Consider the following 14,239-nt stretch of genomic DNA (forward strand, 5'->3'; position numbering starts at 1 on the left):
AAAGTGTTTGACTTGCTCATTCATTTAAAAAATCGCTTTTCCGTTATTTCTAACGGGGCAGTTTCGCTCGTTGTTCAGTTTTCAAAGAACAATTTTCATGACAACGCGAAGTATCTTATCACGCTATCACTTTCAGTGTCAAGCTTTATTTCTCATCGACATTGTTCGATGAGATCAGCTTTTCTTCCGAACCGCTTGTCTCTCGCGGCCGGAATAAGAATATACCATGGATCGAAATAGAATTGCAAGCTTTATTTTTCGGACGGTGTAATCCCTCGTCAGCTTGCGCTCTAGCCACAGGAAAAGAATGAATCGAAGCCATATTTGTAAAAACGAAAAAATTGCGTAAAATAACGCCGTTGGCATACACCCAGCCTTCAACCCAAAGCATGCAGGAGGTGACACAAATGGCTAAACAGCAAGGTCATGCAAATAAAAATACGCAAACCAAATCATCGGATAAGAAAGGCAATTCTTCCGGGAACAACCACTAAAGGATCAAATAACGATTAACCGGCAACGGCCTTCGAGCAGAAGACCGTTGCTTTTTTACACCTGCATCTTATTACGTACATGTTCCCAAAAAGGGCGGAATTCATATACATGGAAATAGTATCTCTTCCCGCAATACTATAAACCCTTGTTATGGAGGTTTAGCCCCAGGATGCCATTTCCTAGCAACGCGCAGTTTGTTCCCTTGAAACAAAACAACATTAATGTTGTTGATCCAATCCGTGACGTTAACCCGGATGAAACGGACATTGTTGGTGACGCTCAGTTTCCGGCCGCTTATTACGCGTACGACGGAACTAACGTATATTTTCGCATGCGCCTTAACGCCGACCCCAGGTTCAAGAACAATTTCAGCAATTTCGCATGGGGCGTATTGTTCGACACCGATAACAATCCGGCTACCTACGAATGGGAACTGGTCGTAAACGGGTTGGAAAACGAAGTACAGCTTATTGTCAACTCGGTTAAGCTGCCAAATGTTATGACGGACCAAGCGGAAGGAACGGACGGCAAAGGAAAACCCAGTTATAGCGAAACCATTTGCAACTTCGATATCGCAAGGGCGCAACCTACCGATGATGGCTCTCAGCTAGGCAGCGCAACCAACTATTTTATCGATTTCTTTGTTCCTGCCGGAACCTTGTTCTCCCTCCTTGGCATCACCGATCAGTCTGCTATTCGCTTCTTGTTCTTCACGGCAACGAATAACAACATTTTCAATAAGGACTTTATTGGAACCGGACAAACGTTAAGCACTCTGTTTTGCGATCCGGTTACCATTGCCGGAGGCGACGTAAGAGCCAAGTTGTCCGTCACGCAAACGGTAAGCTCCTCTACAACCCCCATTATCGCCGGGCAAGCTTCTACCTTTACGGGAACGATAAATGTTACGAATACGGGACGAAGCCAGGCATCAACGATTTTCCTGCAGGTGCCGTTCTTGTTTGATAAGACTATATCCTTGTCCGCTACTCAAAAAACGCAAGGAACAACCGCATTCAACAGTACAACAAGAACACTGACCTGGAACGTCGGCAATCTTAACGCAGGCGTTACGGCTTCCCTGTCTTATCAGGCTTCCGGCCAATTCAATACATCCGGCTCAAGGACCGTGGACACCAAGACGGTAACTGCGGTCGACAGCTTTACGGGGGGAGACATCACCGCGCCCGCTTCCTCCGCAACGGTATCCGTTATAGCCATTGGAGGAGTAACCGGAACGATCATTGATAAATCAACCGGACTGCCGCTTTCAGGAGTTTCGGTTCAGGCTGCAACCGTGCCCGGAGGTGCAAATGTTGGACTGACCGTCTCTAACGGCGGCGGTCTGTATGGACTTCCCCAGCTTCCTGCGGGAAGTTACAATCTCACCTTCAGCCTAAACGGCTATCAAACGACAACGGCTGCTGCAACGGTTGCCGCGGGCACAGTTCAAACCGTAAACATAACTCTGGTACCGGTTCCTGCCGTTATTCAGGGTACGATTATTGCGTCAGTCGGCGGGAATCCAATTGCCGGCGCCGTCGTGCATGTCACGGATTCCATTGGTGTACTGACTGCTCAGGCAGTAACCAACGCGGCTGGCGCTTACGCAGTGACCGGGCTTACCCCCGGATATTACCGGGTCAGTTTTTCCGCTGATCAATTTCAGGCACGAGACTTTCCGGTAACCTTGTCGATCGCGGAGACCCTCACATTGAATGCCGCACTGGCACCGAATCCGGGAGCCCTTACCGGTACTATCACAAATGCGCAAACAGGCGACCCGTTAGCGGGCGTACTGATTGAAGCCCTGGATAATCGCAACAGCATCCTAGCCACGGCAACGACGAATGCTGCGGGCGTTTACACGCTATCTTCCCTGTCTCCAGCTACAAACGACCGGCTTCGATTATCCGCCGACACGTTTGTAGCGCAGGTGATAGGTTTCTCCATCGCTGCGGGTCAAACGAAAACAATTAATGCGGCCTTATCCCCGGTTGCGGGAGCGCTGTCGGGCATTATTACGGATGCCGTAACAGGAGCACCTCTTGCGGGAGCAAGCATCCGCGTTTTTACCTCGGAAGGAATAACGCTTCAGACCACTTCAACGGCTGCAGACGGAAGCTATACGATTCCTTCCCTCTCGCCAGGCTCTTATTCGATTGTCATTGCCGAAGAGGGATATGCGGGTCAAACGATCGGAGCCATGATTAATGCCGCTGCAACAACAAAACTAAATGTCGCGCTTGAGCAGCTTGCCGGAGCAGTCGCCGGACGGGTGACGGATTCGGTTACAGGAGCCCCTGTGGAAGATGCGATTATCCGCGTTTTTTTAAATAACATTATCGTTGTCAGAGTCGCCACACTCGAAGACGGAACATACGATATCGGCAATCTGTCGCCCGGGGTTTATTTCGTGACCATCCGGGCAGACGGATACGGCGGACAATCGTTTAGCGTTACGATTAATCCAGGTCAGACGACGTCCGAGAACTTCGTTCTTTTCCCCACTCAAGGCTCTCTTACGGGGATTGTAACGGATCCGTCGGGCACTCCCATTGTTGGTGCAATCATCTCCCTGAATGTTAACGTTGCAGGAGGCGGCTTGCTGCTTACCCGCTTTGTCACCCAAACGGATGGCCGTTATGTCATCGAAAATTTGCTGCCTTTGCAATACCTCGTAACCGCCGCTGCCAATCCTTATCAAAGCAGCTTCCAAAGCGTTGCCGTTGCGGCAGACACACGCTCGACGCTTAATTTCGTGCTCCAGCCAAACCCCGGGATTTTAAGCGGAACCGTCGTAGACTCGAACGGGGTACCGGTAGCCGGTGCTGCTGTCGCAGTCAAGATGCTGTCGGGAACAGGCGTTGTCATTGCGACCATTTTCACCGACAACGACGGGCATTTCCAAGTCAGCAGCCTGACTCCAAGCATTTATACCATTCTTGCATCGGCGACGGATTTCCAAACGGCATCTGCTACCGTTAGCGTTGCTTCAGACCAAACGGCAAACGTTATGCTCGTCCTCCTGCCGGATCCGGGAAGCATTGCAGGGCAAATTACGGATGCCTTTACTGGCGGTATCGTATTAGGAGTGGCCGTAACCCTCACCGACAGCAACAACTTCCTCATTGCTTCATTATTTGCCGATACGAAAAGCGGTTACCAGTTCAACGGCCTGCCTCCGGGCAGCTACACCGTGGCTGTTCACGCGCTGAATTATGAAGGAGAAGTGCTTGGCGGTATCGTCCATTCCAACTCGATTACTCCCGTTAATTTCGCTCTTCAGCCAAATCCGGGCACGCTTGTCGGCGAGGTTTCTCCGGCAATCGGCGGAGCGGTCGTTCAGTTATTCAATAACAACAATATCCTCATATCCTCAGTCTTTACGAGATCCGACGGGACATTTACTTTCTTTGCAGAAAAAACCGGCTCTTATTATGTAACGGCCGTCGCCATGGGGTATTCCTCGCAAGTCGCCGGAGCGACCATCCTTAGCGGACAAACGACCCAAGTGTCGATAAACCTGTCGCCAAACCCCGGTCAAATAACCGGAATCGTCGTTGATCCTGCGGGCAATCCGATACCAACGGCTGTAGTTAAAATATTGAACAGCAATGAGTCAATCCGCGGGATAGGCCCTGCGCAAGGAAACGGGAGTTATGTCATAGACGCCATTCCGGCCGGCGCCAAAACCGTCATTGCATCAGCTCCTAACTTCAGCACGCAGGTGAAGGGCACTTTCATCGATCCGGGCGAAATCGTAACCGGTGTCGACTTCGTGCTTAGTCCGGATCCGGGTACGATCAGCGGACAAATTACCGACCAATCGACCGGATTGGTTATACCCGGCGCAAGCATAGAAATTCGGATGGGCGAGGCTACAGGTCTGTCCGTCGCTTCCGCAACAACAACTCCGTTCGGCAACTTTCAAATTAGCGGCTTGCAGCCCGGTTCGTACACCGTCATTGCCAAAACCAATCAGTTTGCGACCGGCACAATCGGAACCTCCGTGGAAAGCAACGGCTTCTCTATCGCGAACCTGGCATTAAATCCTCTTTTTGGGGTAATCAGCGGCAGCGTAACGGATACAGCCGGCAATCCAATTGGAGCAAATGATACTAGAATTAAGCTCTACACCAAGGACGGAACTCTGATCGAGACCGCGTTTGTCGAAGTAGACGGAAGCTTCTTCATAAACGGCGTCTCTCCCGGTGAATATATTATTTCGGTTTCCTCTCCATTCTTCGAAACGGAAACCGTCGGTATTACGATTCGAGCTGGCATCACTACCTCTGTACAGATTCAATTAATCCCGCAGACGGCGACGGTTATCGGAACGGTCAAAAACAGCTTCACGTCAGCGCCGGTGAGCGGCGGTCTCATCATCCTTACGGATGTTGACGGTTTGCCTATCGATACGGCATTCACCGATGATACAGGCAGTTTCATTATATCGGGCATACCCGCCGGCAACTTCGCGATTTCTGCCGTGGCGCCGGGCTTTGGGACGGGAATTGCCGCTGTCGTTACGCGAAGCGGTCAAACTTCCGTTGCGGTATTGCTGCTGACTCCGCTGCCGGGGGGAGTCGTAGGATTCGTCAGCGACCTGACTAACGGAGCAAACATTGCAGGAGCGGAAATTCGAATTACCGACGCAACTACCGGCGCGGTCGTTGGTACTGTCCTTAGCGATAACGGCGGACAATATTCATTCCCGGCATTAGCTCCCGGCAGCTATAATGCGATCGTCACCGCGTCCGGCTATGCCGCAGAGTTTGGCGGCTTCACTATCGCATCGGGCGAGACTACCCGCTTCAGCTTTGCGCTGCAGCCGCTGCCCGGACGGTTAATAGGAAGCGTGTCTAATAAGGCAACAGGAGCACCTCTCCCAGGCGTTACCGTCCAATTGCTGCAGTATAACAATTTTGGGCCGGCACTTTCCACCTTGCTAACCGATACCAACGGCTTGTTTGATCTCGGCGAAGTCGCCCCGACCAACTATGCCTTGACGGCCTCGCTGCAAGGCTTCATTACCCAGCAATCCTCCACCCTGGTCAACCGGGGCGAGACAACGGTAGTTGCCTTTGCACTCCTTCAAATTAAAACATCCGTAGGCGGAACGGTTACGACTGAGCCTGGGCGCCAACCGCTGCCAAACACTTCGGTTACCATCATTGACAACAACGGAGTCATTGGCGGAAACGGGATTACCGACAGCAACGGCGAATATGTCGTACCTAGCATCCCGGCGGGTGAACAGACGATTATCGTGAGCCCACCTTCTGCAGGCACTTCTACAACCGTCATTCCGGAACAGCTTGGTCAAACCCAAACAGCAAACGTGACAATCCCGGCGATAGGTCAATCCTTCCCGATTACGGGCACCGTCACGAGCAATGTGGACGCATCACCGATTCCGGGCTCCGTTATTCATGTGCTGGATGCCTCTACAAAATTGTCCCTGCAAACGGCAATAACGGATCTTAACGGAGCGTATATAACGGATCCCGTAGCGCCCGGCACTTATACCGTAACGGGCTCCGCGCCTTCGTACGGTTCTGCGGCCCACTCCTTAACAACAAACGCAGCAGCCGCTGCAAGAGCCGACCTCACGTTAAGCGCAGCTTTCGGAACGCTTCGCGGAACCATAAGGGATACTTCGGGCAACCCGCTTGACATGGCGCTCGCCGAGATTGTTACGACCAACCGCGAATTGATTCGCCAAATCATTAGCAATAACAGCGGCCAATACGCTTTCACAAATATTGCAGCCGGCATGCCAACAGCCGAATTCTCCTTCCCGGGCAAGCAAACCGCGGTGCGTATGCCAACGATTTTTGACGGGCAGACGACCATTCTGGACATTGTGCTTATTGACGAGGAAGAGGAATAAGGAAAAGTTAATCGCGTAGGGATCAAATAGAAGGACCGGGAGTCCCCCATAAACAAAAAGAAGGACCACGAATACAAATCGTGGTCCTTCTTTGGCCTACCCCTCTTGAGATTTGCCCCTCCGATTATCGATTATCCACCTTCTCCGGATACATATCATGATTAAACAGCCGCTGCTCGGCCATTTGCTCATATTTGGTACCCGGCTTGCCGTAATTGCAATACGGATCGATCGAGATGCCGCCGCGCGGCGTAAATTTGCCCCATACTTCGATATAGCGGGGCTGCATCAGCTCGATCAAGTCGTTCATTATGATGTTCATGCAGTCCTCATGGAAATCGCCATGGTTGCGGAAGCTGAACAGGTACAGCTTGAGCGACTTGCTCTCCACCATTTTTACGTCGGGGATGTAGGAAATATAAATGGTCGCGAAATCCGGCTGGCCCGTCATTGGACATAAGCTGGTAAACTCCGGACAGTTAAACTTTACGAAATAGTCCCGGTAAGGATGTTTATTGTCGAAAGCCTCCAGCACCGCAGGCGAATATTCCATCGGGTAACGCGTTCCCTGATTGCCAAGCAGGCTGATTCCTTGCAATTCCTCTTCGTTTCTTCCAGACATCAGTTAGTCCTCCCTCTGCTTACACGCCGCGTTTGTTGCCCCATACCAGGGCATGAAGCTGCGGCAGCACTCTTACGTTCGTCATATCCTCGCGCTTCATCACTTGATCGATTAGCCATTCGTAACGTTCAATCAGCTTGGCCGCGAGCCTCCCGTTATCTCCCTCAACCAGATCGTCATTGCCCGTCTGCACAAAAAACGACACGTTCGGATAACGGTTATGCACCTTGGCGGCATAAGCCAAATCTTCTTCGTCAAACACAACAACCTTCAAGCTGAACGGGTTGCTTCCGTCCGATACCTTCGCAACGATCTCATCAAGCACTTCCCAATTCGTCGTCATGCCGGAGCTTGGCGGCTTAGGCGACAGGGTCAGCTCATCAATAGCAAGAAGCCAGTCCTGCCAGCGGCTGCCTTGCGTTTCCACCGCCACTCGAACGCCGTCTCGATGAAGGGCATCCACCAGTTCATCCGCATTTTTCAGCAGAGCGGGATTCCCCCCCGACAAGGTGACATGAGAAAAGGCATTCCCTCCGAGCTCCCGGAGCTCGCTTACAATCTCGCCTGCCGTCAGCATGCGGATATCGTCTTTCCCCGTTCCGTCCCACGTAAATGCGGAGTCGCACCACGAGCAGGAATAATCGCAGCCCGCCGTACGGACGAACATCGTCTTTTGCCCGATCACCATACCTTCGCCCTGAACGGTTGGCCCGAATATTTCCATCACCGGAATTCGTTTCTCAGCCATGTGTTACAACCTTCTTCGGACGGTAAATGCAATAGCTGGTTGGCGTCTCCCGCAGGAAAACCTGTACGCAGGTCGCCTTATTCGGCGTTTCGTCGAGAAAAGCTTGGACAATCTCGTAAATCGTTCGGGCGACAACCTCTGTGGTTGGAAAACGGTTCGGGTCGTTATTGTCGAATACGTCTGTATGATCATTCAAATACGTATGGTCAAAGCGGTTATGAATCAGCTTCTTCACCGCTGCGAAATTCACCAGAAATCCGGATGAATCCAGCTCATCGCCGGCAATCGTCACGTTAGCGAAATACGTATGGCCGTGCACGCGGGCGCAATGCCCCGCTTCCTCGGAAGGAATGGAATGCGCGGCCGCAAATTGCATATCTTTATTTAATTCATATTGAAAGGAATGCGGGACGCTTGGATAAATTTGCTGAATCATTCCGCTCTTCCCTCCTCTTTGGAGGCCAAGTAACGGTTCAGCCCCTGGCTCCGCAGCTTGCAGGCCGGACATTCCCCGCAGCCGTCCGCAATGACGCCGTTATAGCAGGTTAAGGTCTTGGTCCGCACGTAGTCAAAGGCGCCAAGCTGGTCAGCCAGTTCCCATGTCTGGGCTTTATCCAGCCACATGAGAGGCGTCTCGATCACAAACGGATAATCCATCGACAGATTAAGCGTTACGTTAAGCGATTTGATAAAAATATCCCGGCAATCCGGATAACCGCTGAAATCCGTCTCGCATACGCCGGTAACGATTGCTCTTGCTCCAATCTGCTTCGCGAGCACCCCCGCAAAGGAAAGGAACAATAAATTTCGACCGTCTACAAACGTAGACGGCAGGCCGCCTTCCTGCTGCTCGATCTCGATATCCGAGCGGGTCAGCGCGTTAGGGGCCAGCTGGTTAAGCAGGGACATATCAAGCACATGATGCTTGACCCCAAGCTCTTCGGCAATCTGCGCGGCGCATTCCAGCTCGAGCGCATGACGCTGCCCGTAGTTGAAGGTGACTGCTTCCACCTGTTCGAAGCGTTCCAGAGCCCAGAACAGACAGGTTGTGCTGTCTTGCCCGCCGCTGAATACGACTACCGCTTTTCCTTTTTTCATCTTTCTTCTCCTCCCTTAATGAAGGAGAGACCCTTCGAACAAAACCCTGTACACATGTCTCAAAACGAAAAAAATGGAATCAGAATAGATTCCAGTTCTTAGTTTTTTATAGAGGGAGTTCGCGAACCTCTCCTGAAGCTTGAAGCTTCAGCATTTATTCGAATGTACCTACGTACTATACCATATCTCTGGTTATCCGGCTATATGCCAATTAATCGAAATCCTTGTGATGCCATTCGTCTTCCGGCAAGCCAAGATCCTCGCCCGAGAAGCGCTGCTCGCGGAACGGGTCGGCATAATTGTGAAAGCCGTTTCTTTCCCAGAAGCCAGGGCGGTCTTCCTTCATAAATTCAATCCCTCTGATCCACTTGGCGCTCTTCCAGAAATACAGATGCGGCACAAGCAGCCGCAACGGCCAGCCATGCTTGGCAGTCAGCTGTTCGCCGTCGAAGCTGTGAGCCAGCAGGATGTTGTCATGCATAAGATCCTCGAGCGGAAGATTCGTCTCGTAATCCTGATCGGCATGAATCATGACATATTTGGCATCCGGGCTCACGTTAACCAGCTTCAACAGATCCGTGAAGCGTACGCCTTCCCATTCGGTATCCAGCTTCGACCAGCGGGTAACGCAATGAATATCGTTTGTCTGTTTGATTTGGGGAAGAGCCATGATCTGCTCGTAGGCAAGCACCTTTTCCTCTTCAACTTCCCCAAATATGCGCAAGGTCCATTCGGACATATCGTACTCCGGCACTTCTCCTTCATGCAGGATCGGGAAGCGGTCCGTCGTTGTCTGTCCGGGCGGTACGCGATGCGCCAGCTCGGGCGCGACATTCGCCTTGAGCGCAGGAGCTTTCTTCAAACGCTCAGCCTTCTTGCTTGTATTCATGTTGTTCCAAGCCTCCTGAAAAGAATGATCACACGAACAGCCATCGTTAGACTGTTCGCGATGATTCTTGCTGCCTAAGCCTAAGCTTATGTATTTCCATTCTACTATAGCAAGCAAAACAAGACCTGCGCCTTTCGGCTATTGACACCAATTTGTAACAATGATAATATTTCCATACAATTCCGAGTGGATTAATTGAAATAATCAATCTTTTATATCAATGGAGGTTTTGAATGATGAATTTGCGCAACAAATGGCTCCTTTCCGGGTCGCTCGCTTTATCCCTTCTTTTCACAGCAGCTTTACCCCTGTCCGCAGCCGAAGCCGCAGCAGTGACAACTTCCGCGGTCGTGCAGTCCTCCTCTACATTAATAACAGAATATGAGCAGTTCTTGCAAGAGAAATACGGCATTACTTTCCAGCAAGGGACGGTTACTAGGGGACAATTCCTTCAGGAGGTAGCCAAGGTTCTTCATCTCGGGCCTGCCGAGTCCAAACCGGTCTTTAGCGATCTCGGAGCCGACAGTCCTTATTATTCATCCGCAGCGGCATTATATGAGCAGGGTATCATCACTTCTCTAAAAATCGAGGCCGATAAGCCGCTCCAAGCGACCAGCGCGCTTTATATCGCCGTTAAAGCAGCCGGTCTGGCCGAGCTTGCCCATTCTTACCCGCTAAGCAAAACAACCGATGCGCTGAAGCAAATTGGCTACTCCCACGCAGGACTAAGCCTGTCCGCGTCGCAAGAGCTTGCGGCTGCCGTTCATAGCGGACTGCTCCCTTCTTCCTTCTATAAAGAAGTGAAAGGAAAAGCCGCATCTTCCGATCTGGCGGAAGCCCTTCTCGTACAGATTCTTTCCATTAAAGGAGAGTATAAGCATTATATCGGTTATACCTCCGATGCCGATATCTACGGCAAGCTCGCGGATGCCTACAACACCTCCGACATCATTCAGTCGCCTGAGCTTCAAACGGTAGTGGACACGGCATTGAAGCAAAATCTCGTTACCGGCTACAATCTGAAGGATAACCGTTTCGACGCCAACTTCGTCGATTCGCTCACTCTTACATACGGCCACGACAACTTGAAGCATGCGGTTCAGCTGATCGGCTTGCTCCGCAGCGAAGGAATCCGCGCCAAAGTACAGTTCGAGCCTAAAACTTCCGCGTTTATTTATTTGAAGGAGTGGGGCGAGCCTGTTCAAACGGAGAACTATAAGGTCGTCCAAATCGAGAACGGCAATTATATCGCTTACGCCAAAGAATACGATCTGAAATTCGAATTCGCGAATGCCGCGGACAAAGCCCGCTTCCAGCCGGTTATTCTGCAATACGCAAAGAAAAACAGCGAGGACCAGACCGGCCTTATCGCCAGCTCCTGGTGGCAGCCGCTTTATTACTCCTCGACCAAGCTCGATGATTATATCCAGATCACGAACAACAAAATTACGGGCGCCGGCCACTACTACGCGCAATCCTTCTCGTTAAACGAGCCTTCGGCCGCTATTGTAGAAGGATTCAAAAAACTTGGCACAGGACTCGACATCCAATCCTATTCGATCTGGGTCGATAAACCATTCTTTAATTATCTGAATGGCGAATCCCTATAAAGAGTAATGCAAAAAAAGGTCTGCCCCCAGCCACGTAACTAGGGGCAGACCTTTTGTCTATTCTTCCGTCGCATCGCTCTTCGGATCCAGATTCGCTGCCATCCGCATGAAGATGTCCGTTGCTTTCTCGATATCGTCAAGCTCGAAGCCGTCATACAGTTTAAACATAATGCGCTCGCGCATTTCCATCACATGATCCACCAGCTTGCGGCCTTCGTCGGTTACGCTAAGCATAACGATACGACGATCGTACTCGCTCCGCGAGCGCTCCACATAGCCAAGGTCGATCAAGCGATCCGAAATCCCCGTTACGGCGCCGCTTGTAATACGCAGCCATTCTGCCATGGCAGATGCCTTCTGGGGTCCATGCTGCGCAAGAATAATAACCATCTTGCCTTCCGTCATCCCAAGGCCGTGAACATTAAACCGGTTATATTCCGCGTTAATCAGCCTGCGGAGCTTGCGGAATACGTCATCCATCTCTCTTAGTTTAAGTAGTTTCTCCTGATCCAGGTTCATCCATCCACCCTCGCTAATACATTCATATCTATAAATATATCGTGTTTTGAACGCATAGCCAAGTCCAGCCCTAAGAATTAAGCAAATCAACCGATTCTTTGCCCAATACAATTTTCCTTGCTCCTTGCCAGAGAAAGCGCATAGCCTCTTGCAGCGGCCATGCCGCGGTAGAAGCAGCTGCAGCGACAAGACCGTGACGGTGCGTGTCGGACAGTCCTATCGCAACCGGATGAGAGCCGTATTCAGGCATCTCCTGAACAAGCTCTTTCATGGACTCAATCTGTGAAGCCGTTAATTGATCGGTAAACAGACAAAAGGTCGCCATATGCGTCATCTCCTCCCAACAGCCGGGAGCCGCAAGCATATGGGCGCTAGGCACAATCCGCTGCCGCTGGGCGAAGATCAGCTCATCCTCATAGTAAACGGACAAGCTGTTCCGAAACTCTGCGTATTGGAACTGCTCTTCGCGCAGCGTGCGTCCCGGACAAAGAATATCCGCCTGCATCCACACGGCTCCCGTTTCCAGATAGACATTTGTCTCGCTGCGCAGTCTCGCATCCTTATACAGCATAACCGGCTCCGGCATATGTTCAATAACCGCGTAATGACCAAGCCGGAAGGTCTGACAAATCGAGGATCCCACCGCCCCGCCCCCAAGCGGACTGGGATGAACCTTCAAATAAGACTGTGTCGTGATATAAGCCTGCGAGGAACCGTGCGCCTGCCATTCCATTTCGTAACGGTCCCCCTCCAGCAGACCGGGAGATGCATCCATTATCATGACGGCCAGTTGTTCTTGAAGCGGAAAGCTCTTGGCGATCTTGATAGGCGCGGTGTGATACTTATCCGAAAGACGGGTTACGCCTTCCGCACAATGAAAGCAGGCGCGCAGCACAGAGCTTCGTACCGCGCGCTCTTCCCGTAAATCCGCCGCCATTCCTAATGCTTATGAGGCATGGAGCCAAGCTGCGCGATATGGGTATGCGCCTCGCCACGCGCATGCGCAAGCTCATGCTCCAGCCAGCCAACGATTTCGGCTACCCCATCGCCGCCGAACATATTGGAGAAGACAAACGGACGATCGCCCCGCATCCGCTTCGAATCCGCATCCATCACTTCCAGGCTTGCACCTACGTACGGGGCAAGATCGATCTTGTTAATCACGAGCAGATCCGAACGCATAATGCCCGGGCCGCCTTTGCGAGGAATCTTCTCGCCTTGCGCAACGTCGATAATATAGATGAAGAGATCCACCAGCTCCGGACTAAAGGCAGCGGCCAGATTATCACCGCCGCTCTCGATAAAGATCAGGTCCAGCTTCTCGAATCTGCTCTGCAGCTCTTCAATGGCTTCGAAGTTCATCGACGCATCCTCCCGGATAGCCGTATGCGGGCAGCCGCCCGTCTCTACTCCAAGAATTCGTTCCTCGGGAAGCACTCCCGTATTGACGAGAATTCTTGCGTCTTCCTTGGTGTAAATATCGTTCGTAATAACGGCTAAGCTGTATTTATCGCAAAGCTCGCGTGACAGCTGCTCCACCAGCGCCGTTTTGCCCGAGCCAACCGGACCTCCGATTCCAATCCGGACCGGACGCGAAGAGTCGATAACCGGCTTCACCCATTCCTTATGCGTATGACCTTGACCTTGGCACATTGCAATTCCCCGCTTTCCTATTATGGTTATGACATAAATAAACGCGAATACAAACCTTCATGCCGGATCATGGCCAGCTCCGCCATCGGCATATTGGAATAGGCCTCCTCGGGCAGCATCGACATGGCCAGCTCCGTCGCTCCGTCTATCCCTAAAGACAGCCTTGCGATCAGCGATTGGCCTTCGGTCTGCCCGATGGACATCAGCCTTAGAGCGCTATTCACGCAAGTAACGACGCAGGTGTATAAATAGCCTTGAATAGCCCGTTCTTCCTCTACGCCAAGACGCCAGCATAGATAACCGTGCACCAGCGGATGGGTAGCCTGACATTCTTTTCGCCGTAATGCCTCATTTAATAAAGACCAATCCAGCTGAGGATGAATGGCAGCCGCAAGCTGCAGCAGACGCCGCCCCATCTTCTCCATGCCAACTCTCGTCTCTACCGCAATCCGCTGCACATGCACAAGCCGCTCGACTGCAAACAGCCTGCTCCAATCCCCATGCGGAGCATCCCTGTATACGGCCCGGATGATCATCGCATCGGAAGTCGCCCAGCTTTGCCGCATCATAACCGAAGCATACTCATATAGCTGCGCGCTATGAACGACCCGCCCTTCCTGAACCATCGTCTCGAGACCAAACGAGTGGGAAAATCCTCCGATCGGCAGGGCAGAGTCCAATAGCTGCTGCATGGCGAGCCAAGCTGCAG

The 14,239-nt window shown here is 51.7% G+C and carries 11 protein-coding genes and 1 riboswitch; of the genes, 2 read left to right on the forward strand and 9 right to left on the reverse strand.

Annotated elements, in window-relative coordinates; all coding sequences use genetic code 11:
• Positions 1-697: 697 nt before the first annotated feature.
• A complete protein-coding gene (locus tag FHT67_RS15665; protein ID WP_208403326.1) occupies positions 698-6,391 on the forward strand; it encodes a carboxypeptidase regulatory-like domain-containing protein in 5,694 nt (1,897 codons plus the stop codon).
• A gap of 124 nt (positions 6,392-6,515) precedes the next feature.
• Here the strand turns inward: FHT67_RS15665 and queF are convergent, their stop codons facing one another.
• The 5 genes from queF to FHT67_RS15690 form a co-directional block, all read right to left on the reverse strand.
• Positions 6,516-7,013 carry a preQ(1) synthase gene (gene queF, locus FHT67_RS15670; protein WP_015845875.1) on the reverse strand — a complete coding sequence of 166 codons (498 nt, stop codon included), beginning with the start codon at positions 7,011-7,013 and terminating at the stop codon, positions 6,516-6,518.
• Between the two features lie 19 nt (positions 7,014-7,032).
• A complete protein-coding gene (gene queE / locus FHT67_RS15675; RefSeq protein ID WP_167199768.1) occupies positions 7,033-7,761 on the reverse strand; it encodes a 7-carboxy-7-deazaguanine synthase QueE in 729 nt (242 codons plus the stop codon).
• Positions 7,754-8,197 (reverse strand): 6-carboxytetrahydropterin synthase QueD, encoded by a 444-nt coding sequence (gene queD / locus FHT67_RS15680; protein WP_132307185.1) that lies wholly within the window; start codon positions 8,195-8,197, stop codon positions 7,754-7,756. Before queD ends, queE begins: the two co-directional genes overlap by 8 nt.
• Entirely contained in the window at positions 8,194-8,859 is a 666-nt protein-coding gene (gene queC / locus FHT67_RS15685; protein WP_132307186.1) for a 7-cyano-7-deazaguanine synthase QueC, read from the reverse strand. The genes queD and queC overlap by 4 nt, the downstream gene beginning before the upstream one ends.
• A gap of 92 nt (positions 8,860-8,951) precedes the next feature.
• Positions 8,952-8,995, reverse strand: a riboswitch (PreQ1 riboswitch).
• 75 nt (positions 8,996-9,070) lie between these two features.
• The gene (locus tag FHT67_RS15690) at positions 9,071-9,748 is read right to left on the reverse strand and encodes a sulfite oxidase-like oxidoreductase (protein WP_167199771.1); all 678 of its coding nucleotides are present in this window, start codon (positions 9,746-9,748) and stop codon (positions 9,071-9,073) included.
• 233 nt (positions 9,749-9,981) lie between these two features.
• Here FHT67_RS15690 and FHT67_RS15695 point away from each other — a divergent pair, with 233 nt between their 5' ends.
• Positions 9,982-11,358 (forward strand): hypothetical protein, encoded by a 1,377-nt coding sequence (locus tag FHT67_RS15695; protein WP_167199774.1) that lies wholly within the window; start codon positions 9,982-9,984, stop codon positions 11,356-11,358.
• Between the two features lie 57 nt (positions 11,359-11,415).
• Here the strand turns inward: FHT67_RS15695 and FHT67_RS15700 are convergent, their stop codons facing one another.
• The 4 genes from FHT67_RS15700 to FHT67_RS15715 form a co-directional block, all read right to left on the reverse strand.
• Positions 11,416-11,877 (reverse strand): MarR family winged helix-turn-helix transcriptional regulator, encoded by a 462-nt coding sequence (locus tag FHT67_RS15700; protein ID WP_132307189.1) that lies wholly within the window; start codon positions 11,875-11,877, stop codon positions 11,416-11,418.
• A 70-nt stretch (positions 11,878-11,947) separates the two neighbouring features.
• The gene (locus FHT67_RS15705) at positions 11,948-12,814 is read right to left on the reverse strand and encodes an urease accessory protein UreD (RefSeq protein ID WP_208403327.1); all 867 of its coding nucleotides are present in this window, start codon (positions 12,812-12,814) and stop codon (positions 11,948-11,950) included.
• Between the two features lie 2 nt (positions 12,815-12,816).
• Positions 12,817-13,530 carry an urease accessory protein UreG gene (ureG, locus tag FHT67_RS15710; RefSeq protein ID WP_167199777.1) on the reverse strand — a complete coding sequence of 238 codons (714 nt, stop codon included), beginning with the start codon at positions 13,528-13,530 and terminating at the stop codon, positions 12,817-12,819.
• A gap of 26 nt (positions 13,531-13,556) precedes the next feature.
• Positions 13,557-14,222 (reverse strand): urease accessory protein UreF, encoded by a 666-nt coding sequence (locus tag FHT67_RS15715; RefSeq protein WP_243867251.1) that lies wholly within the window; start codon positions 14,220-14,222, stop codon positions 13,557-13,559.
• Positions 14,223-14,239: the final 17 nt, after the last annotated feature.

This window comes from Paenibacillus sp. BK720 (genome assembly GCF_011761545.1).
Classification (GTDB): Bacteria; Bacillota; Bacilli; order Paenibacillales; family Paenibacillaceae; genus Pristimantibacillus.

Coding starts and splice junctions, on each gene's coding strand:
- queF (WP_015845875.1), bottom strand. CDS start 7,013: ATGTCTGGAAGAAACGAAGAGGAATTGCAAGGAATCAGCCTGCTTGGC.
- queE (WP_167199768.1), bottom strand. CDS start 7,761: ATGGCTGAGAAACGAATTCCGGTGATGGAAATATTCGGGCCAACCGTT.
- queD (WP_132307185.1), bottom strand. CDS start 8,197: ATGATTCAGCAAATTTATCCAAGCGTCCCGCATTCCTTTCAATATGAA.
- queC (WP_132307186.1), bottom strand. CDS start 8,859: ATGAAAAAAGGAAAAGCGGTAGTCGTATTCAGCGGCGGGCAAGACAGC.
- FHT67_RS15690 (WP_167199771.1), bottom strand. CDS start 9,748: ATGAATACAAGCAAGAAGGCTGAGCGTTTGAAGAAAGCTCCTGCGCTC.
- FHT67_RS15695 (WP_167199774.1), top strand. CDS start 9,982: ATGATGAATTTGCGCAACAAATGGCTCCTTTCCGGGTCGCTCGCTTTA.
- FHT67_RS15700 (WP_132307189.1), bottom strand. CDS start 11,877: ATGAACCTGGATCAGGAGAAACTACTTAAACTAAGAGAGATGGATGAC.
- FHT67_RS15705 (WP_208403327.1), bottom strand. CDS start 12,814: ATGGCGGCGGATTTACGGGAAGAGCGCGCGGTACGAAGCTCTGTGCTG.
- ureG (WP_167199777.1), bottom strand. CDS start 13,530: ATGTGCCAAGGTCAAGGTCATACGCATAAGGAATGGGTGAAGCCGGTT.
- FHT67_RS15715 (WP_243867251.1), bottom strand. CDS start 14,222: ATGCAGCAGCTATTGGACTCTGCCCTGCCGATCGGAGGATTTTCCCAC.